This window comes from Duganella sp. SG902, assembly GCF_013376005.1.
Classification (GTDB): domain Bacteria; phylum Pseudomonadota; class Gammaproteobacteria; order Burkholderiales; family Burkholderiaceae_D; genus Rugamonas.
In genome coordinates this window covers 21,610-42,207 of the sequence record NZ_JABMJK010000008.1, presented here as the reverse complement: position 1 = coordinate 42,207, position 20,598 = coordinate 21,610, and the positions used below count along the sequence as shown (strand labels likewise).

Below are 20,598 nucleotides of genomic sequence, written 5' to 3'. Positions count from 1 at the left end.
ATGTTCTGTTAGGATAGTGTGAATAAAAGTATGAACCTGGAGTGGCGCGCGCAATTCGGTCCGTTCACGCTGTCGCCGGCGGAGCGCCTGCTGGAGCAGGACGGCACGCCGGTCCGTCTGGGCGGCCGCGCGCTGGACGTGCTGATCGCGCTGGTCGAATCGGCCGGAGAGGTGGTCGGCAAGCGCGAGCTGCTGGCGCGCGTGTGGCCCAACATGGTGGTGGAGGAAGGCAGCCTGCGCTTCCACATCGTCGCCATCCGCAAGGCGCTGGGCGACACCGGTGGCGCCAACCGCCATATCGTCAATGTCGCCAACAAGGGTTACAGCTTCGTCGCACCGGTGGTGAAGACCGGTGCGATAGCGCCGGCGGCACCCGCCGCCACGGCGCAGCAGCAGGCCGCGCGCCTGCCCGCCCTGTCCACGCTGGTGCTGGGACGCGACGAGGAAATCGCCGCGCTGACGGCGGCGCTGGCGCGTTACCGGCTGGTGTCGGTGGTGGGCGCCGGCGGCATCGGCAAGACCACGGTCGCCATCGCCGCCATGCACGCCGCCGCGCCCCGCTTTGAGGGCGCGATCTACTTCGTCGACTTTTCCTTCATCACCGGGCACACGCTGGTGCACGCCACCGTGGCCGGCGCGCTCGGCATGGCGCACTGCGCCGATGACCAGCGCGCGCTGGAAGCCCACCTGGCCGGCCGCAGCGCGCTGATCATGCTCGATTGCTGCGAACACCTGATCGACGCGGTGGCCAGGCTGGTCGAAAGCATACTGCGCAACTGCCCAGGCATCCGCTTCCTGGTCACCAGCCGCGAGGTGCTGCGTGCCGTTGGCGAGTACGCCTATCGCCTGCAACCGCTGGCCTTCCCCGCCGATGACGATGGCTTGACCGGACCACAGGCGCTGGCCTATCCGGCCGTCAAGTTGTTCGTTGAACGCGCGGCGGCGGGTGGGATGGGTTTCACGCTGTCGGACGCGGACGCGCCGCTGGTCGCCCGGCTGTGCCGGGAACTGGATGGCATCGCGCTGGCGATCGAACTGGCGGCCAGCCGCATCGAGGCGCTGGGCCTGCGTGCCATCACCGAACATTTCGACGCCGGCGCCTCGCTGTCCTGGTCCGGCCAGCGCACCGCCAACGCCCGCCACCAGACGCTGCGCGCCACGCTGGACTGGAGCTTCAAGCTGCTGCCGGAGGAGGAGGGACAGCTGCTGCGCCGCCTGTCGATATTTGCCGGCACCTTCTCGCTTGACGCCGCGATTGCCGTCTGCGGCTGTGAGGAGGACAGGTTTGCCGCCATGGAGTTGCTGGCCAATCTGGTGTCCAAGTCGCTGGTCGCGGTGGATGCGGGCAGCGCCACCCTGCGTTACCGCATGCTCGACACCACCAGGTCGTACTGCCGCCATCTGCTGCAAGACTCCGGCGAGCTGGCCGCCATGGCCCAGCGCCACGCCGATTTTTTCAGCCAGTGGATTGCGCGCCAGTCTGAAACGCCCGCCCTGATCGCGCCGGACCTGACTAACCTGCGCGCCGCGCTGGACTGGTATCTGCAGGACGACACGCAAGTCATCCATGCCATCGAGCTGGCGGCGGCGGCCTGCCCGCTGCTGCTGCAGCACTCGCAGTTGGTGGAGTGCTCGCGCTGGGCGCAGGCCGCGCTATCGCGCTTGCCGCACACGCTGACCGGCACGGCGCTGGAGATGCGTTTGCAGCGCGCGCTCGGCCAGTCGCTGATGTTCCTTGGCAGTGGCCGCGGCGGACGCGGCGCCAGCGCTTATCGCCGCAGCATCGCGCTGGCGGAGGAACTGGGCGACCTGCCCGAGATGCTGCACCTGCTGAGCGGCTACCTGGTGCTGCTGCACCGCGAGGGCTCGTACACCGAGGCGCTGGCCACGGCCCACAAGGCGCAGTCGCTGCTGACTGAACTCGATGATCCGCAATCGCGCTTCATCGTCGATTCCCTGATGGGCGTGTGCCTGCACATGGTCGGCAGGATCGACGACTCGGTGCGCCACTGGGAGAGCTGCTTCCGCTACACCGCCAGCGCGCCGCAGGTGCTGGACTCCAAATCAGGCTTCGAGTACCAGGTCCGCGCGCTGTGCGGCATGAGCCGCACCCTGTGGCTCACGGGCCGCTACGCGCGGGCCTACGCGCTGGCCGGCGAGACCATCGCCCAGGCCCGGCTGCACGGCCATGCCGTGACCTACTGCCTGGCGCTGATCTGGGCCGGATCGGTCTACAGCTACGCCGAGGACGTGGAACACATCATCGCCGTCGCCGACGAGCTGGAGCGGGTCGGCAAGCAGCACTCGCTGGAACCCTACCGCAAGGCGGCCGAGATCCTGTACGGGCAAGCCCAGATCCTGGATGGCCAGCCCTCCGCCGGCGGCGAGCGCATACGCGTCGCGGTGCAGTCGCTGCACGAACATGGCTACGAAATGCTGACCAGCGTGGCGCTGACCCACATGGCCAGGGGCTTGTCGGACCTGTCGCTGCACGCCGCCGCCATGTCGATGTGCGACGAGGCGGAAGCCACCATCCGGCGCGGCGGCGACCTTTTGCGCCTGCCGGAACTACTCACCACGCGCGGCAAGTGCCTGGCCAGACTGGGACGCGGGGAAGACGCCGCACAAAGCTACCAGTCGGCGCTTGACATCGCCACCGGCCAGGGCGCCTGGTCCTGGCGCCTGCGGTCCGCCCTGGCGCTGGCCGAACTGCGCCTGGCGCAGGGCCAGGCGGCGGGCGTGGCGCCGCTGCTCGCTCCCCTGGTCGGCGAGGCCGGGGACGAGACCTCGCCCGACATCGCGCGCGCCCGCCACCTCATCGACCAGCATGCAGACATTGCGTAGACAGCCTGAAAAGTCCGTGGTGCTGGGCGTGGTGGTCTGCAACGGCCTTGAGTTCTTCGACTTCGTCACCTACGCTTTTTTTGCGCAAATCATCGGCAAGGTGTTCTTCCCCGCCGCCGCGCCGGAGCTCTCCTTGCTGCTGTCCGTGGGCGTGTTCGGCGTCGGCTTCATCGCCCGTCCGCTGGGCAGCCTGCTGATCGGGCGCTACGCCGACCGTGCCGGTCGCCGGCCGGCCCTGCTGCTCAGCGCCATCCTCATGACGCTGGGCACGCTGGGGCTGGTGCTGACGCCGGGATATGCCGCCATCGGCATCCTCGCGCCGATCCTGATGACCTGCTTCCGGCTGGTGCAGGGCTTCGCGCTGGGCGGCGAGACCGGCCCCTCCACCGCCTTTCTGCTGGAGGGGGCGCCGCCACGACAGCGCGCCTTCTACGTCGCGCTGCAAATGGGCAGCCAGGGCATCGCCTCGGCGCTGGCCGGCGCGCTCGGGCTGGTGCTGTCGCTGTCGCTCAGCGCGCAGCAGATGCTGGACTGGGGATGGCGCGTGCCGTTCGCGCTCGGCACGGTGCTGATCCCGATCGCACTGGCGCTGCGTTTCAAGATGCCGGAAACGCTGGCGCGGCCGGAGGGCATCCCGTCCGCGCCGATGGCGCTGCCCTGGCGCAGCCGGCAAGTGGTGCTCGGCATTCTGGTCATCGCCGGCGGCACCGTATCGACCTACATCGGCAGCTACATGGCGACCTACGGCACGGCGGTGCTGCACCTGCCGCCCGCCGACGGCCTGCAAGCCGCCATCCTGGTCGGCCTCACCACGCTGGTGGGGGCGCTTATCGGCGGCCACCTGGCCGATCGTCTGGGACGCTGGCCGCTGATGTTCTGGCCTCGCCTGCTGACGGCCGTGGTCAGCATGCCGGCCTTCGCCTGGCTGATAGCCCACCCGAACGCGCACGCGCTGCAGGCCATGTCGGCGGCGCTGGCCTTCCTGACCGCGGTCACGGCCGGCGCCGTCCTGACCACCATTTGCGAGCTGTTCCCGGCCGAGCGCCGCGCATCGGCGCTGGCGCTGATCTATTCCATCGGCGTGTCGGTGTTTGGCGGCAGCGCCCAGTTCATCGTCACCTGGCTGATCGGCGCGACCGGCAATCCGATGGCGCCGGCGTGGTGCATCGCCGCCACCAGCGGCGCGGCGGTGATCGCCACGCTGCTGCTGCCGGAGACCAGGGACCGCGCTCACAGCCTGCCCTCACAACGTTCAACAACAGCTAACTCGACTCTTTTCGACTGACTGGCGATGATGGCGTCCAGCCATTGTAATTAGCCGGGAAGTTGAAATGAACTGGAATGAAGTCAAGCCGCCGATTTACGTCTGCGTGCAGGTCAGGGAGCCGCTGCTGCACGCCGGCGCCTGCGCCGCGCTGCAGCGGGAACCAGACATCGTCCTGGTCGACTACCGCGCCGAAGGCCCGCCGGGCAAGGTGGACGTGCTGGTGATCGACGGATCGGCGGTGCGGGAGCTACCGGAAAGCTACGCCGCCTCGCGCGTGCTGGTGATCGCGGCCAGCGCTCGGCGGCATGCCATCCAATGCGCCTTCCAGCGCGGGATAAACGGCGTGATGCTGAGCAGCTCCGGCACCGAGGAACTGGTGGCCGGCATCCGCAGCGTCGCGCGCGGCCGCACCTTTCTCTGTCAGGCGCTGGCCTTCCAGGTCGCCAACGTCGCCGGCAACAACGTGCTGACCACGCGCGAGGACGACGTCCTGCAATTGCTGGCGCAAGGCCTGTGCAACAAGTCGATCGGCCGCCAGCTCGATATCGCCACCGAGACGGTGAAGTTTCACGTCAAGTCCATCATGGTCAAGCTGGATGCCAGCAGCCGCACCGAGGCTGCCAGCATCGCCATCTCGAATGGCATGACCGAACACTTCGCCTTGTCGCTGCAGAAGCGCAAAAGCACTTACTAGTGGCGCGCCTGCCAGTCCAGCGCGCGCTGAATGCGGCGCGCAATCGATGGGTGGTCGTAGAACAGCCATTCCTCCAGCAGCCCGGGATCGGCGGCGCGGTAGTCGGCGGTGCGCAGCAGGGCCAACGCCATACCTTGCGGCTCGCGCGCATGTTCCAGCGAATAGACGTCGGCCTGGTTCTCGATCAGGCGCGTCATGCCGTTGGTGATGGGCGTGAACAGCAGGAAGCTGAGCGTGAGGATGATGGACAGCAGCGGCAGCCCGGCCGGATCGGATAGCGGACCGGCATGCGCCGCGCCCAGCAGCCGCGCCAGCGGCACGTAAAGCCGGTGCAGCATCCAGAAAGCGAAGGTCAGCAATGCCGAATAGCCGAACGCCAGCCATAACTCATGATGCATGACGTAGTGGCCGATTTCGTGGCCGACCACGGCGCGCAGTTCCGCCTCGCTGGCCTGGGCCAGCAAGGCGTCGGAAACGGCGATGCGCGCGCTGCCGCCCAGTCCGGACACATGGGCCGTGTAGCGGCTCGATTGCTTGCTGCCGTCATAGGAGATGATCTGACCGGCCGGGATGCCGGCCTGCCGCGCGAGCGCCCCGATGGCGTCGCGCTGGCTGCCCGCCGGCAGCGGCTGGAACTGGTTGAACACCGGCTCGATGACCACCGGCGCCAGCGCCGTGACGGCGATGATCATGGCTGACGTCACGCCGCCGGACCAGATCCACCAGGTGCGCGGCGCGCGCCGCATCAGGGCATACATCAGCATCGCAACCACCGCCAGCAGCACGGCCGAGAAGCAAGCGCTGATCAACGATTCCGACAGCCACGCTCCCAAGCCTTGCTGGCTGAGGCCATAATGGCGCTCGCGCCACCAATGGGCGTACATTGCCCATGGCAGGTCCAGCGTCCACGCCAGCAGGTAGTAGACCGCGAATACCAGGCCGGCGCGTGCGCGCCAGCGCAAACGGCTCAACCAGCGCAAGCGCAGTATCAACAGGTTGATGGCCACGCCGACCAGCGCGCTGAATAAAACAATCCAGTGGCCGCCGTGGGTGTAATCGGCCGCGCGCAGTTGCACGTCGGCCGGAATCTGCGCCAGATACGCCCCGGTCGAGGTGGCGGGATGAAATTGCGTGTTCATTTATATATTCGTTATGAGACGATGCCGCGCCGGGTGGCCAGCACCAGCGCATGCGCCCTGTCCTTGGCGCCCAATTTGCTGAATAGGGACTTGACATGGGTTTTCACGGTGCCGACTTCGATAGGCGCTGCCCAGCTGCCAGCGCCCGCACGGCGACCGGCACTTCAACCGCGGCCACACGCTGGGAAATATAGGCATGCACACCGGCCGCCAGAGCGGTTCGCACATCCCATTCGCGCTCGCGCTGGGTAACGATCATGATGCGCTCCGCCGCCGAGGCGCGCAGGCGCAACACGGCGTCGCTGAAGTCGGTGACGATCACGTCGGCCCACTTTGGAACCGGCGGCGCGCCGGTGGCGACCTCCATGTCGGAGCACCCGGACAACAGCGCCGCCAGCCCCGCCCTGACCACCGGCTCGGCGTGGCAGACGCTGACTTTCAAACGACGTACTGGCGTCAATCGCTGTCCTTTCGATCAGGCCAGTTGGATGTCGCTGACGTCGATCGACACCACCAGCGGTTCCGGCTGATGGCCGCCGTCCGCATCGCGCACATAGATCAGGTGCCGGGTCGGGAAGGTGATGCCCTGCACGCTGGTGTGGCCGGACAGATAATGCACCGCCGGAGCGCCGCCGCTGATATCGACATCGTAGTCGTGGCGGCGCAACAGGCCATCGGCCGAGAAATAGAAGGTCTGGACCTTGCTGTGGGTGGCCACATGCTCGGGGAAGGTGACTTGCAGGCGGCGCAGCGTCTGGCCGTTTTCCTGCCATGGCGACAGTTCAACCGCCGAAAAGCCCTCGCCTGCCAGCGTGAACGGCACGGTGAAGTAATTCCAGATGGCGTAGCCGACGAAGTACGCCAACTGCGCGTCGCTCCACGGCGTATCGAGCTGGTGGCCGGCGAATGAGGCGCGCGGTTCCTTCAATTCCTCCACCAGTGCGCCGGCCGTGGTTTCAATCGCCACGCGGTCCGGCGTGACGGCGGTGCGGCGCTGCGCGTCGCCGAAGGGGCTGTGCGAGGTCCACGGCTGGTGCAGCTTGATCCGGATGTTCACCTCATCCAGCATGCCGCCCTTGCCTTTCAGCGGCCAGACGATGCCGCCCTGCTTGAGATGTGCTGACAGCGTGTTGAACGACTTCCAGCGCGCCATGCCGCCGTGTGCTTCGATAACTTGTTCTAACAGTTTTTGCATGAGTCACTCCTTTGATAATCTGGTTTATTGCGCCGTCAGGAAGTAGTTGGCCTGCTCGGTGAACAGCGCGGGGTATTGGAACAGCGAGGCGTGGCCGGAATCCGGGTACAGGCTCAGTTGCGCATTCGGCATGCCTTCGAACAGGCGTACCGATTGCGGCGTCGGGAACATGGTGTCGCTGCTGCCCTGCACCACCAGCGCCGGATGCTGGATGCCGCGCAGCGCCGCCACGTCAAACGGCGCATCGCACCAAGCGGCAATCGCCTTGTACTGGGCGGTGAACACCTGCTGTGGCGGATTGGGACCGCGCTCGCCGTCGAATGACAGATGCTGGACGAAGGCGCGCCCCAGGGCCTGGCTGGCCTCGGTGGGCGTGAAGAACAGGTGTAGCAGCACGTCCGCACCGGATTTATCGGCAACGTCCGAAATCACCTTGTGAAAGGTGGATGAGCCCTGGCCCGGCGGGCAGCCGCCCACCAGGATGATCTTGCGCAGCAGCTCCGGGCGGCGCTGGGCGATTTGCTGGGCGATGAAACTGCCCAGTGAAAAGCCCAGCAAGTCGACCTGCTTGAACTCCAGCGCCTCGATGAAGGCAATGACGTGCGCCGTCATCTGCTCGACGTTGTCCGGCGTCTGACCGTGCGACGCCCCGACGCCGGCGTTGTCCAGCAAAATGACCGGGCGTTGCGCGGCCAATGGCTGCACCACGGCCGGATCCCAGTTGTCCATGGTGCCGGTGAAATGCTGCAGCAGCACCAGTGGCGTGCCTTGGTTGCGGCCCAGCCGGCGATAGGCGGTGCGAATGCCGTTGACGGCGATGTATTTGGTGTTTGGCATATCAAGTCCTTTTCATGCATCAGAAACCGGCGAGAACGATCTTGCCCACCGCCTTGTTGCTCTCGATGAGGGCGTGCGCCTTGCGCACGTTGGCGGCACTGATCGTGCCCAGATGTTCGCCAACGGTGGTTCTGATCACGCCCTGGTCGATCAGCGCGGCGATGCGTTCCAGCAGCTGGTGCTGCGCGAGCATGTCTGCCGCGCGGTACATCGAGCGCGTGAACATGAATTCCCAATGCAGCGAGATCGATTTGCGCTTGAGCGGCAAGGCGTCCAGCGTGGCCGGGTCATCGATCAACGCCAACTGGCCTTGCGGCTTGAGCACCTCGATAATCTGCGTGTAGTAGCTGTCGGTGTGCGTCAGGCTGATCACATGGTCGAACTGCTCGATGCCGATGGCCTTCAGCTGTGGCGCGAAGGGTTGGCTGTGATCGATGACGTGGTGCGCGCCCAGTTCGCGCACCCACTGCTGCGTGTTCGGGCGCGAGGCCGTGCCCACCACGGTCAACCGGGTCAGCCTGGCCGCCAGCTGCACGAGGATGGAGCCGACACCGCCGCCGGCGCCGATCACCAGCAGGCGCTGGCCCTCGCCGCCCTGCTCATCCACCTTCAATCGGTCAAACAACAGCTCCCAGGCGGTGATGCCGGTCAGCGGCAGCGCAGCCGCCTGCGCTGCCGGTATCGACTGCGGTCGGTGGCCGGCGATGCGCTCATCGACCAAACCATATTCCGCATAGCTGCCGGCGCGCGTGATGTCGCCGGCATACCAGACCGCGTCGCCCACCTTGAACAGTTCCACCTCCGCGCCCACGGCTTCCACCACGCCGGCCGCGTCCCAGCCGAGTATGCGCGGGCCGGGCGGCTGCACGCCCTGGCGCAGCTTGGAGTCGACCGGGTTGACCGCGATGGCTTCGATTTTCACCAGCAGATCGCGCGGGCCGGGCTGTGGCCTGGGCAAATCCACTTCATACAAGGCTTGCTCCTGGTCGATCGGCAGGCCAGCCTTGTCGTAGACGATAGCTTTCATGTATTTTCCTTTCCAGCGTTAAGAGTTCATGACCAGCATGCGGTCCTCGTTTTTCTGTTTAAATGAATGCGGCAATGTGCATGGCAGCGGCACGCGGGTGCTGAAGCTGCGGGCCATGCCCGGCGCTCGGGAAGGTGACCAGATGCAGCGTGGGCAACTGGCCGTTGAGCGCATACCAGTTCTCCACCGGGAACACGATGTCGTGATCGGCGCCCAGATGCAGCACCGGGATGCTGGTGGTCTTCAGCGCCTGCAGCACGGCGTCCACCGGGAACACCGGGTTCTTGGGCTCATCGCCCAGCTGCCGGCCGGCCCACTCATACGGCACCTCGGGACTGCGGTCCAGCGTGCGCCCGGCGAGGCGCTTGGCCGATGCGACGGCGGCATCGCGGCTGGCCGGCGATGCCGGCTCGAAGAACAGGCTGACGAAATCGTCGAAGCTGTTTTCGCGCTTGGCCATGGTGTAGAACAGCTGCTCGCCACGCTTCACGAGCGGGCCGGGGGGCGTGGTGGCGATCAGCACCAGATGGCTGACCAGTTGCGGCGCCTGCGCCAGCACGATCTGCGCGGCGATGCCGCCGATCGACCAGCCGCCAAGGACCACCTTGCCCAGCTTGAGGGCGCCGATCAAGTCGATGATGTCTCGCGCCAGCGAGGCCGGGTTGTAGCTCGGCTCACCAGTGGACTGCCCCAGGCCGCTGTAATCGAACACCGTCACCTGAAAACCCTGCTCCACCAGGCTGTCGAGGAACAGCGGATCCCAGCTGTCCATGGTGCCGCGAAAACGCACACACAAAAGCAGCGCCTTGCCACTCCCAAAAGTACGGTATGCGAGGCGGCGGCCGCCTGTTTCTACCATTTGGGAGGGGGCATTCAGGCTGGGGGAGAACGTGTTCATGGGGCACCTGTCGGTAAAAAATGAGTGCCTATCATCCATGCTATCGACCGTGTTTTCTACGCCATTTATAATGAGGTTTTCGGACACAACACAGGAAAATCAGCGATGCATCGGTTAGGCTTCTTCCTTACGGATGAGTTCCAGGTTATGGCGCTGGGGACCCAGTCGGTTTTTGAGTTCGCCAACGTGGTGGCGCGCGAGAAGGTCTACCAGGTGACTAACTACTCGCTCAACGGCGGCGAGCTGCAAACCTCGCAGGGCATCACCATCAAGACCCAGGCGGTGGGCGACGGCAACGAGGCCGACAGCTGGCTGGTCAGCGGCGTGGTCGATCCCATGGGCCGCAGCGCCAGCGACGAGGAACTGGACTTCATCGCGCACGCCGCCAAAAAATCGCGCCGCACGGTGGGCCTGTGCACCGGTGCCTTTGTGCTGGGCGACGCCGGCCTGCTCGACGGCCGCCGCGCCACCACCCACTGGGCGTATGTGGAAGCGCTCAAGGCGCGCCATCCGCGCGCGCGCATCGTGGTCGATCACCTGTACGTGGTGGACGGGCCGATCTGGACCTCGGCCGGCCTGACGGCGGCCATGGACCTGGCGCTCGGGATGGTGGAGCGCGACCTCGGGCAGGCGATCGCCACCAGGGTGGCGCAGGTGATGGTGATGGACAACCGGCGTTCCGGCGGCCAGTCGCAGCTGTCGGAGATGCTGAAGCTGGCGCCGAAATCGGACCGGGTGCAAAAGGCGCTGGAATACGCGCGGCAGAATTTATCGCAGCCGTTGCGGGTGGACGATCTGGCCAAGGCGATCAACCTCAGCCCGCGCCAATTCGGCCGCATCTTCCAGGCCGAGACCGGACAGTCGCCGGCCAAGGCGATCGAACAACTACGGCTGGAGGCGGCGCGCACCATGATCGAGCGCGGCCGGCATCCGCTGGAGGTGATCGCCCGCGAAACTGGCTTCCGCGACCGCAGCCATCTGCGTGAAGTGTTTGTGCGCGAAATCGGCGTCTCGCCGCAGTCGCTGCGCCGCGATGCGCGCGCCGTGGGCACGGAGGGTCAGGATGGTCCCTGAGTCGCGGCGCGGATGGACGTCAGAACATCCTCTTTGGAAAAGCGCCCGTCCAGCCAAGCGGCCGCGTCTCCAGCGGCGTCGGCGATGACTTTGGCCGCCAGGCTCGCCCGTCCGTCAAGCACAAGACATCTGGCGCGGGCGATCCGGGCGGCGTCCAGATAGAAATTGTCATGTGTCATTTCAGATTGTTCGACACACAAGCCGAACGCGCGTTCAGCCTGCGTGTAGTTCCCTAGCCGATATGCGATATAGCCCTGCTCGAACAAATAAGGGGGATAATCAGGCGTAATCCTGAGTGCCTCAGAGACAGCCTGGCTTGCCTTGGCAAAGTCGTCCCGCATTTCATGAACATGCGCCAAGTTGCCCCAGGCCGCATGCGTTTCGGGCGCCTCAGCTACCCATCGCTCCGCAAGCGCCAAGGCAAGCGCCGGATCCTCGTTTTCGATGGCTCGATCAATTTCAAGCGCGTAGTTCATTTCGCCTTCCTCGCGACAGCATTTCCACCGCATCTTTCGCTAACCTGCCCTCGTATGCATTGGTCCATTGTAGCTCCATGCAGCCCTCTTTGCCGGTCCGGGGACGCGAACCAGACTGCGCACCGTTTACGCGCAATCGCCCACTCCTGCTCACATCTGGTCATGATATCGAGCCCATTTCCACGAATTCTTCAGCGCACTGCCGAAATTGGTAGAATGACGGGTTACGCGCGGGGGCTGTTTGAGCCCTCGCAAAACCAGACTTTTTGCATCGCCTAAAGAACCAATGACCACCGTCCCGAACGAAATCAACGCCGCAGCCGTCAAGAACAGCCCGACCGAAAAGCTCACGCCGATGATGCAGCAGTACATGAGCATCAAGAACCAGCACCCGGACATGCTGGTCTTCTACCGCATGGGCGATTTCTACGAGCTGTTCTTCGAGGACGCGGAAAAGGCGGCGCGCCTGCTCGGCATCACGCTGACCGCGCGCGGCTCGTCGGGTGGTCAACCGATCAAGATGTGCGGCGTGCCGTTCCATTCGCTGGAGGGCTATCTGGCCAAGCTGGTGAAGATCGGTGAATCCTGCGCCATCTGCGAACAGATCGGCGATCCCGCCACCAGCAAGGGCCCGGTCGAGCGCAAGGTGATGCGCGTGGTGACGCCAGGCACGCTGACCGATGCCGATCTGCTGCCGGAAAAATCGGAACGCCCGCTGCTGGCCCTGTGCATCATCAGCCAGCGCAAGGTGGCCACCGCCGGCCTGGCGTGGCTGTCGCTGGCCAGCGGCGCGCTGCGCCTGATGGAGTTCTCGGGCGACGCGCACACGGTCAACTCGCGCATCCAGCAGGAGCTGGAGCGCATCTCGCCGGCCGAAATCCTGCGCGGCGACAACGGCGAGCTGTTTGAAGAATATACCGGCTGCCACGTCAACCACGTCCCTGAATGGCACTTCGACGTGGTCAGCGGCCACAAGGCATTGCTCGATCAACTGGCCGTCTCCACGCTGACCGGCTTCGGCGCCGATGGCCTGGGCGCCGCGTTTGGCGCGGCCGGCGCGCTGCTGCGCTACGCGCAATCGACGCAGGGCCGTGGCCTGCAGCACGTGCGCACGCTCACCACCGAAACCGAAAATGAATTCATCGGCCTCGACGCCGCCACCCGCCGCAACCTGGAGCTGACCGAGACCATCCGCGGCCAGGAATCGCCAACGCTGTTCTCGCTGCTGGACCACTGCCGCACCGCCATGGGGTCGCGCCTGCTGCGCCACTGGCTGCACCACGCGCGCCGCGACCAGCGTGTGGCGCGCGCGCGTCACGAAGCCATCGCCGCGCTGGCGCAGGCCGACGCGACTGGCTTGCTGTCGCACACGCTGGCGCAGGTGCCGGACATCGAGCGCATCACCACCCGCATCGCGCTGCTGTCGGCCCGCCCACGCGACCTGGCCAGCCTGCGCGATGGCCTGACCCAGCTGCCAGCCCTGCGCCACGGCATGCAGCGCACGCTGACCGATGCCAATGGCCTGCTGGCCGGCATCCACGCCGACCTGGCCACGCCGGAAGCCTGCCTCGATCTGCTGCAACGCGCGGTGATGCCGGAACCGGCCGTGATGGTGCGCGATGGCGGCGTGATCGCGCGCGGCTTCGATGCGGAGCTGGACGAGCTGCGCGGCCTGTCGGAAAACGCCGGCCAGTATCTGGTCGACCTGGAGACGCGCGAACGCGCCCGCACCGGCATCGCCAATCTGCGCGTGGAGTACAACAAGGTGCACGGCTTCTACATCGAAGTCACCAATGGCCAGGCCGACAAGGTGCCGGACGATTACCGCCGCCGCCAGACGCTGAAGAACTGCGAGCGTTACATCACGCCGGAACTGAAGGCGTTTGAAGACAAGGCCCTGTCGGCGCAGGACCGCGCGCTGGCGCGCGAGAAGATGCTGTACGACCAGTTGCTGGGCGACCTGGCGCCGTTCATCGGCACACTGCAATCGATCGCCAAGGCGCTGGCGCAGCTGGACACGCTGACCGCCCTCACCGACCACGCGCTGCGCAACAACTGGTGCGCGCCGGAGCTGGTGGACGCGCCGTGCATCAACATCAAGGAAGGCCGCCACCCGGTGGTGGAGAACCAGATCGAGCGCTTCATCGCCAACGATTGCCGCTTTGTCGACGAACGCCGCCTGCTGCTGATCACCGGCCCCAACATGGGTGGTAAATCGACCTTCATGCGCCAGGTGGCGTTGATCACGCTGCTGGCCTACATGGGCAGCTACGTGCCGGCGCAAAGCGCGGTGATCGGTCCGATCGACCGCATCTTCACCCGCATCGGCGCGACCGACGACCTGGCCGGCGGCCGCTCGACCTTCATGGTGGAGATGACCGAGGCCGCCGCCATCCTGAACGGCGCCACCGAACACTCGCTGGTGCTGATGGACGAAATCGGCCGCGGCACCTCGACCTTCGACGGCCTGGCGCTGGCGTGGGCGATCGCACGCCACCTGATAGAGACCAGCCGCAGCTTCTCGCTGTTCGCCACCCACTACTTCGAGCTGACGCAGCTGCCGGAGAGCCATCCGAGCGCCAGCAATGTGCACCTGTCGGCGGTGGAGCACAAGGACACCATCGTGTTCCTGCACGCGGTACAGGAAGGCCCGGCGTCGCAGAGTTACGGTCTGCAGGTGGCCCAGTTGGCCGGCGTGCCACAGCCGGTGATCAAGGCCGCGCGCAAGCACCTGGCGCGCCTGGAGGCGCAGGCGCTGGACGCCACGCCGCAATTGGATCTGTTCGCCGCGCCATCGGTCGATGCCAATGACGAGGAGATCGAGGCGCCGGCGCCCGCCAGCAGCCCCGCCATGCGCGAGCTGCTCGACGCCCTCGACGAACTGGATCCGGACGCGCTGACGCCACGCGAGGCGCTGGATCGCCTGTATCAGTTGAAGCGCCTGACGGAGGCGGCGCAGGCATGATGCGCGCCGCGCGCCATCGCCATCCACTGCTGACCGCCGCCATGGCGTTGTCGGCGGCGCTGGCCTTGGCGCATGCAACAGCACACGCCGCGCAGAGCGGCACGGCGCGCGCCAGCAGCGCGGCACAGGCAGTGCGCGGCTTCCAGTTCGCCGTCATCGGTCATCCGCTGCAGCACGGCCGCGACGAAGCGGCGCTCAAGCGTGCGATCGCGGAAGCATCGCAAGCCGATGCCGCCTTCGTGGTCGCCACCGGCATCAAGGCCGCCAACGAAGCTTGCAGCGACAAGCTGTACTCCCAGCGCCATGCGCTGCTCAATGAATCCGCGCAGCCGATGATCGTTTCGCTGGCCGGCAGCGACTGGACCGCCTGCCTCAATTCCGCCGGCCGCTCCAACGCCATCGAACGCCTGAACCGCTTGCGTGAACTGTTTTATGTCGATGGCGAATCGCTCGGCGCGCGCCACCTGACGGTCACGCGTCTGTCGTCCACCGCCAAGTTCCGCAGCTACGCCGAGAACGCGCACTGGGAATACGGCAAGGTGCTGTTCGCCACCATCAACCTCCCGGCCAACAACAACCACTTCCGCGCCGAGGCGGGACGCAACAGCGAGTACGAGGACCGCCTGGTGGCCAACCGCGCATGGCTGCATCGCCTGTTCATGCTGGCGGAGCGGCAGAAGATGCACGGCCTGGTGCTGTTCTCGGACGGCGATCCGCGCGTGACGGAGGAAGAAGGTTTTTCGCTGCTCTCCAGCTTCAAGACCAAACAGGACGGCTTTGCCGAAGTGCGCAAGCAGATCCGCTCCATGGCGGAGAAATACAAGGGGAAGGTATTGCTGATCGACGCGCAGCGCGGTGCGACGGCGGCGGGAGAGCCGGCGATTCAGTGGCGCGGCAATGTGGGGCACCTGAACATGAGCGCCGACTGGGCCGAGGTGCAGGTCGCGCCCGGCGCCGCCGCCCTGTTCACCATCAAGGGCGGCGGTGCCGAAGCGCAGCAGTAAAAACGCTTAGTGAATCGGGTGGATGGCGACGTGGTCGCCCTCTTCGCCTTCATCATCCTCGTCATCGTGGTGATGGCCGTGGGCGCCGTGCACGTGGCCATGGGCGATTTCTTCATCGGTGGCTTCGCGCACGTCCACCACGTTCAGCGAGAAACGCAGGGCCATGCCGGCCAGCGGATGGTTGCCATCCAGGACCACCTTGTCGTCCGCGATGTCGGTCACGGTGAAGATCATGGCTTCTTCCTCGCCGCCCTCGCCGTCCGGCATGCCTTCGAACTGCATGCCGACTTCCAGTGGTTCGGGCAGGCGCTTGCGGTCTTCCACCTTGACCAGCGAAGCGTCGTAGTCGCCGAATGCATCTTCCGGCTCGATCTGGATGATCGACGAGTAGCCCACGTCTTTGCCATCCAGTTCTTCTTCGATTTTTGGCAGGGTGTTCTCGTAGCCACCGTGCAGGTAGACCATGGGTTGACGGCCGTCTTCGATCAGATTGTCCTGGGCATCGGACAGCTTGTAATTCACAGTCACGACCGTGTTCTTGGCAATCTTCATGTTGTGCATCCTTTCAGTAATTAGCCATGGATTATACCTTGGATCGCAGACAGCCCTTGCCGGGGACTGGTTATAATGGCGTATGAAAAAATTACCTCTTCTCGGCGATATCACGCCCGCGCAGTTCCTGCGCGACTACTGGCATAAAAAGCCCCTTCTGATCCGCAACGCCATTCCCGGCTTCAAGCCGCTGCTGAGCTTTGACGCGCTGGCCAGGCTGGCCTCGACCAACCACGCGGAATCGCGCCTGGTCACCGGCTTCGACGGCGAATGGGCGATGCAGCATGGCCCGCTGGAAAGCCTGCCGCCGCGCGACAAGAAGGAGTGGACCATGCTGGTGCAAGGCGTCAACCTGTTCGACGCCAAGGCCGACGCGCTGCTGCGCCAGTTCCGCTTCATTCCGGACGCCCGCCTGGACGACCTGATGGTGAGTTTCGCCACCGATGGCGGCGGCGTCGGTCCGCACTTCGATTCCTACGACGTGTTCCTGCTGCAGGCGCAGGGCCAGCGCCGCTGGCGGATCAGCGCGCAGAAGGACCTGACGCTGATCGAGGGCCTGCCGCTGAAGATCCTGGCGGACTTCCAGCCGGAGGAGGAGTTCGTGCTCAATCCGGGCGACATGCTGTACCTGCCGCCGCATTACGCGCACGACGGCGTGGCGATCGGCGATTGCCAGACGTACTCGATCGGCTTCCGCTCGCCGTCCTACCAGGAGCTGGGCGAGAACTTCCTGCAATTCATGGCCGATTCGATCGACCTGCCGGGCCGCTACGCCGATCCGGACCTGGAGCCGACCAACAAGCCGGCCGAGATCCCGCGCCAGATGCTGGCCGCGCTGACCGAGGAATTGAACAAGGTGCGCTTCACCGAGGAAGACATCACCATCTTCTTTGGCGAGTATCTTTCCGAGCCCAAGCATAATGTGTTCTTCACCGGCCCGGCCAAGCCGCTCACGGTGGGCAAGTTCGGCGAGGCGGTGATGAAGAAAGGCCTGTCGCTGTCGGCCAAGACGCAAATGCTGTACCGTGGCAAGCATGTGTTCATCAACGGCGAATCGTTCGGCGTCGGCAAGGCGGACAAGGCCACGCTGGAACTGCTGGCCAACAACCGCCGCCTCGACGGCGAGCAGTTCGCCAGCGCCTCGGACGACGTGCTGGAAGCGCTGTACACCTGGTATCAGGACGGCTGGGTCGAACTCGGTTGATTTAATTCGGAGGCAATATGGACAGACAGCTCATTCCCTTCACCACGCGGGCGGAATTTCAGCGGCACCTGTCCACTTGCCTGTCGCGCGCCGAACAGACGCTGCAGATGTTCGATCCCGACTACGCCATCTGGGAACTGGGCAGCAGCGCCACCGACGCCCAGCTGCGGCGCTTCCTGCAAGGCGGCGGCCGCTTGCAGCTGGTGGCGCACGAGGGCCGGCACATGGAGCGCGACGCGCCGCGTTTCCTGCGCTTGCTGAAGGATTACGGGCATTTGATCGAAGTTCGCCGCACGAATCAGCAATTACGGCAATTAACCGATTCCTTTTGCATCGCCGACCAGCGTGATATTGTGCGCCGTTTTCATTCCGACCATTTCCGTGGCGAAGCAGTTTTGAATGGCCCGGCCGACCTGCAAACCAGTTTGGAACGTTTCCTTACAATTTGGATAGAATCCGGACCCGGATTGTATGCAAACTCAACTGGATTATGAGCGGGTTTTGGGTAAAATGCGCATGTTCGATGCGAACACTGGTAATTAACGGGACATAGCCCAAGTCGAGTCGTAAACGAAATGTTGCGATAACGCAAAATAGTTATGCGTTAGGCTTGTGGAACTATTGCGATGCACTAAAAATCGCTATAATATTCGGCTAGGAAGTTTCCGTTGTCTAGTAGGCACCTTTTCAAAGGTACGAAAGCCTTCGAGGACGACCTAATGAGCGATAATTACCGGTAATTATTAATCGCAACACTGTGTTTAATTTTTGAATTAACTAAGGAAAACCCATGAAAAAATCCCTGCTGATCGCCTCCCTGCTGGCTGTTGCTCTGGCTGCTTGCTCGAAAAAAGAAGAAGCTCCTGCCGCTCCAGCTCCAGTAGCTGCTCCAGAAGCTGCTGCTCCAGCCCCAGCTGCTGCTCCAGCCGCTCCAGCAGCTGACGCTGCCGCTCCAGCCGCTGCTGCTCCAGCCGCTTCGGACGCCGCCGCTGCTCCAGCCGCTTCGGCTGCCGCCGCTCCAGCTGCTTCGAAGTAATATCAGCTGAGAAAAAAACCGCCAGCCTGAGCGCGCTTAAGATCGCGCTCAGTGCAGGCGGTTTTTTTTCGCCTGTAGGTTTTAAACGGGCATAAAAAAACCGGCTCGCGCCGGTGACAATACCGCGTCATTCCGGCGGAGGCCGGAATCCATGGAGCGCACGCCGCATGGTATCGCTGGCGTTCCATGAATCCCGGCTTTCGCCGGGACGACGGGATTATTTCAACTGTTCGTGCAGCAGGCCAATAATCTTCTCGCCCACCGGACCCGTTTCCGGCTGGCCGCCATTGGTCAATACTTTCACGACACTGGTATTGCCTTCGCTGGCTTTCACCGAAATGCGGTAACGCTGCGCATCCTTTTCCTCCTCCGACGACGAACCCCAGCTGAACAGCTTGCTGAAGAAGCCCTTGGTTTCGGTCGCGTCGTTGATATAACGCACGAAGTAAATACCCTGGGTGCGGTCGCGGTCTTCCACGGTGAAGCCGGCGCGGTCCAGCGCCAGGCCGACGCGGCGCCAGGCGCGGTCGAAGCCCTCGTCCACCTGCACCGCGCGGTCGGCGCCGGCGCCCACCAGCGAGGCGTGCTGCGGCTGGACGATGGCGCCGTCCACCGCGGTCTTGGCCGAGGCCAGCTGCTCGCCGCCGTTGCCCAGCTTGTTCATCAGGCGCGCCAGGAATTCCGCCTCCAGGCCCGGATCGTTGGCGCGCGGCGCCCACTTGGTGCTTTCCTTCTCGGCGCCCACCACCACTTCCTGCACGCCGCGGTGGCTGATGTAGATCTCGCTGGAGCCGTCGGCGCGGCGCTCGATGCGGGTGCGGAACTTGTCGCGCTCGCCGCTCGAATACACCGAGTCAAACACCTTGCCGATGGTGTTGCGGATGAAGTCCTGCGGGATCTTGGCGCGGTTCTCGTTCCACTCGGTCTCCATGATGCCGGCGGCGGGCAGTTCCTGCGCCAGCGTGAAGCCCGAATCCTCCCAGAACTGCTTCAGCTGCGGCCACAGTTGCTCCGGCGTCTGCTTGATGACCAGCCAGCGCTGGTTGCCGTCGCGCTCGACCTTGATATCGCTCAGCGTGGTCTGCGCCACGGTGCCGGCGGCCGGCTGGCCCGGGATGATCACGGCGTTCTGGTTCAGGGCGCCCGACTGCGCGGCCTTAGCGGCGCTGTAGCCGGAGGCGGTGGCCACGCCGTTGTTCGAATCCGGCAGCGAGTAGCGGTTATCCTTCTGCAGTTGCGTCAGGTCCGGCGGCACGTCCAGCGTGCTGGCCTTCTTGGCCGACTTGTAATCGACCTTGTCGTTGCCGACCACCGAGCTGATCATGCCGCAGCCGCTCAGGCTGGTCACGGTGGCCACCATGGCGCCCACTGCCAGCGCGCGCTGCGAGGAAATAAAAGCTGTCTTGCGAATAGTCATGTCGTTACTGTTTAAGAAGCTAAGGTGCAGCAATAATGATCCGACGCGAGTCGGGACGAGTGCTCGTTGCTACGGGTTTACAGGACGCCGGCTTCTTGCAGCGCCGCGCGCACGGCCGCGTGGCAGTCGGCCGCCAGCGGCACCAGCGGCAGGCGGATGCCGGCCGGCATCTTGCCCATTTCCGCCAACGCCCACTTGACCGGCACCGGATTCGGTTCGATGAACAGTTTCTGGTGCAGCGGGAAAACCTGGTTGTTCAGCGCGACGGCGGTGGCGATGTCGCCGGCGATCGCCGCGCGGCACATGTCGGCCATGATGCGCGGGGCCACGTTGGCGGTGACCGAGATGTTGCCGGCGCCGCCGGCCAGCATCAGGGCCATGGCGGTCGGATCGTCGCCCGAGTAGACGGCGAACGACTTCGGCGCCAGGCGCAGCAGGTCGTAGCCGCGGCCGATGTTACCGGTCGCGTCCTTCACGCCGACGATGTTCGGGATTTGCGCCAGGCGCAGGATGGTGTCGTTGCTCATGTCGGCCACGGTGCGGCCCGGCACGTTGTACAGGATCACCGGCAGGTCCACCGCCTCGGCGATGGCCTTGAAGTGCTGGTACATGCCTTCCTGGGTCGGACGGTTGTAGTAGGGAACCACTTGCAGGGTGGCGTCCGCGCCGGCTTCCTTGGCGTAGCGGGTCAGCTTGATCGCCTCGGCGGTCGAGTTGGCGCCGGCTCCGGCGATGATGGGGATGCGGCCCTTGGCATGGGCGACCGTCGCCTTGATCAGCGCGCAGTGCTCTTCCACGCTGACGGTGGCCGATTCACCGGTGGTGCCGGCGATGACGATGCTGTCCGTACCTTCGGCGATGTGCCAGTCGATCAGCTGATTCAACCCCTCGAAGTCCAGACTGCCGTCTGCGTGCATCGGGGTGACGATTGCTACGATGCTGCCCTTAATCATAGGAAACCACTGCTAA

At 64.9% G+C, this 20,598-nt stretch carries 19 protein-coding genes; 9 read left to right on the top strand and 10 right to left on the bottom strand.

Going from position 1 to position 20,598, the window contains the following annotated elements; genetic code table 11:
* The first annotated feature begins 18 nt into the window (after nt 1–18).
* From FHW83_RS17725 to FHW83_RS17715, 3 genes are read left to right on the top strand one after another with little or no spacing between them, the layout of a single operon-like run.
* Nucleotides 19–2,844 (top strand): winged helix-turn-helix domain-containing protein, encoded by a 2,826-nt coding sequence (locus FHW83_RS17725; RefSeq protein WP_218106335.1) that lies wholly within the window; start codon nt 19–21, stop codon nt 2,842–2,844.
* A complete protein-coding gene (locus FHW83_RS17720; RefSeq protein ID WP_176647673.1) occupies nt 2,828–4,129 on the top strand; it encodes an MFS transporter in 1,302 nt (433 codons plus the stop codon). Before FHW83_RS17725 ends, FHW83_RS17720 begins: the two co-directional genes overlap by 17 nt.
* A 46-nt stretch (nt 4,130–4,175) precedes the next feature.
* On the top strand, nt 4,176–4,805 hold the full coding sequence (locus tag FHW83_RS17715; protein WP_176647672.1) for a response regulator transcription factor: 630 nt from the start codon (nt 4,176–4,178) through the stop codon (nt 4,803–4,805).
* Here FHW83_RS17715 and FHW83_RS17710 read toward each other — a convergent pair.
* The 6 genes from FHW83_RS17710 to FHW83_RS17680 form a co-directional block, all read right to left on the bottom strand.
* On the bottom strand, nt 4,802–5,944 hold the full coding sequence (locus FHW83_RS17710; protein ID WP_176647671.1) for a M48 family metalloprotease: 1,143 nt from the start codon (nt 5,942–5,944) through the stop codon (nt 4,802–4,804). The two genes, FHW83_RS17715 and FHW83_RS17710, sit on opposite strands and share 4 nt — an antisense overlap.
* A 103-nt stretch (nt 5,945–6,047) precedes the next feature.
* Nucleotides 6,048–6,404 carry a hypothetical protein gene (locus FHW83_RS17700; protein ID WP_176647670.1) on the bottom strand — a complete coding sequence of 119 codons (357 nt, stop codon included), beginning with the start codon at nt 6,402–6,404 and terminating at the stop codon, nt 6,048–6,050.
* Between the two features lie 15 nt (nt 6,405–6,419).
* Complete coding sequence (locus FHW83_RS17695; RefSeq protein WP_176647669.1) at nt 6,420–7,139, bottom strand: hypothetical protein; 720 nt, start codon at nt 7,137–7,139, stop codon at nt 6,420–6,422.
* A 24-nt stretch (nt 7,140–7,163) separates the two neighbouring features.
* Complete coding sequence (locus FHW83_RS17690) at nt 7,164–7,976, bottom strand: alpha/beta fold hydrolase (protein WP_176647668.1); 813 nt, start codon at nt 7,974–7,976, stop codon at nt 7,164–7,166.
* Nucleotides 7,977–7,995: 19 nt separating this feature from the next.
* Nucleotides 7,996–9,003 (bottom strand): zinc-binding alcohol dehydrogenase family protein, encoded by a 1,008-nt coding sequence (locus tag FHW83_RS17685; protein WP_176647667.1) that lies wholly within the window; start codon nt 9,001–9,003, stop codon nt 7,996–7,998.
* Nucleotides 9,004–9,061: 58 nt separating this feature from the next.
* Complete coding sequence (locus FHW83_RS17680) at nt 9,062–9,775, bottom strand: alpha/beta fold hydrolase (RefSeq protein WP_229224250.1); 714 nt, start codon at nt 9,773–9,775, stop codon at nt 9,062–9,064.
* A gap of 231 nt (nt 9,776–10,006) precedes the next feature.
* On the opposite strand from FHW83_RS17680, the gene FHW83_RS17675 reads away from it, so the two are divergent.
* Nucleotides 10,007–10,975: a GlxA family transcriptional regulator gene (locus tag FHW83_RS17675; protein WP_176647665.1), complete on the top strand. Its 969-nt coding sequence runs from the start codon at nt 10,007–10,009 to the stop codon at nt 10,973–10,975.
* On the opposite strand, the gene FHW83_RS17670 is transcribed toward FHW83_RS17675, so the two are convergent.
* Nucleotides 10,960–11,451 (bottom strand): tetratricopeptide repeat protein, encoded by a 492-nt coding sequence (locus FHW83_RS17670; protein WP_176647664.1) that lies wholly within the window; start codon nt 11,449–11,451, stop codon nt 10,960–10,962. The two genes, FHW83_RS17675 and FHW83_RS17670, sit on opposite strands and share 16 nt — an antisense overlap.
* A 286-nt stretch (nt 11,452–11,737) precedes the next feature.
* Between FHW83_RS17670 and mutS the strand changes: the two genes are divergently transcribed.
* Together mutS and FHW83_RS17660 are read left to right on the top strand one after the other, a co-directional pair.
* Nucleotides 11,738–14,416: a DNA mismatch repair protein MutS gene (gene mutS, locus FHW83_RS17665; RefSeq protein ID WP_176647663.1), complete on the top strand. Its 2,679-nt coding sequence runs from the start codon at nt 11,738–11,740 to the stop codon at nt 14,414–14,416.
* Complete coding sequence (locus FHW83_RS17660) at nt 14,413–15,420, top strand: hypothetical protein (RefSeq protein WP_229224249.1); 1,008 nt, start codon at nt 14,413–14,415, stop codon at nt 15,418–15,420. Before mutS ends, FHW83_RS17660 begins: the two co-directional genes overlap by 4 nt.
* A gap of 6 nt (nt 15,421–15,426) precedes the next feature.
* On the opposite strand, the gene FHW83_RS17655 is transcribed toward FHW83_RS17660, so the two are convergent.
* Nucleotides 15,427–15,972 (bottom strand): peptidylprolyl isomerase, encoded by a 546-nt coding sequence (locus FHW83_RS17655; RefSeq protein WP_176647662.1) that lies wholly within the window; start codon nt 15,970–15,972, stop codon nt 15,427–15,429.
* A gap of 82 nt (nt 15,973–16,054) precedes the next feature.
* On the opposite strand from FHW83_RS17655, the gene FHW83_RS17650 reads away from it, so the two are divergent.
* The 3 genes from FHW83_RS17650 to FHW83_RS30805 all read left to right on the top strand — a co-directional run bounded on the left by FHW83_RS17650 (nt 16,055) and on the right by FHW83_RS30805 (nt 18,212).
* Nucleotides 16,055–17,176, top strand: coding sequence for a cupin domain-containing protein (locus tag FHW83_RS17650; RefSeq protein ID WP_176647661.1), 1,122 nt, complete (start codon nt 16,055–16,057; stop codon nt 17,174–17,176).
* A 17-nt stretch (nt 17,177–17,193) separates the two neighbouring features.
* Entirely contained in the window at nt 17,194–17,670 is a 477-nt protein-coding gene (locus tag FHW83_RS17645; RefSeq protein WP_176647660.1) for a hypothetical protein, read from the top strand.
* Between the two features lie 296 nt (nt 17,671–17,966).
* Entirely contained in the window at nt 17,967–18,212 is a 246-nt protein-coding gene (locus FHW83_RS30805; RefSeq protein ID WP_229224248.1) for a hypothetical protein, read from the top strand.
* A gap of 217 nt (nt 18,213–18,429) precedes the next feature.
* Here FHW83_RS30805 and bamC read toward each other — a convergent pair whose 3' ends face one another.
* Nucleotides 18,430–19,572, bottom strand: coding sequence for an outer membrane protein assembly factor BamC (gene bamC / locus FHW83_RS17640; RefSeq protein WP_229224258.1), 1,143 nt, complete (start codon nt 19,570–19,572; stop codon nt 18,430–18,432).
* Between the two features lie 134 nt (nt 19,573–19,706).
* The gene (gene dapA / locus FHW83_RS17635; RefSeq protein WP_176647658.1) at nt 19,707–20,582 is read right to left on the bottom strand and encodes a 4-hydroxy-tetrahydrodipicolinate synthase; all 876 of its coding nucleotides are present in this window, start codon (nt 20,580–20,582) and stop codon (nt 19,707–19,709) included.
* Nucleotides 20,583–20,598: the final 16 nt, after the last annotated feature.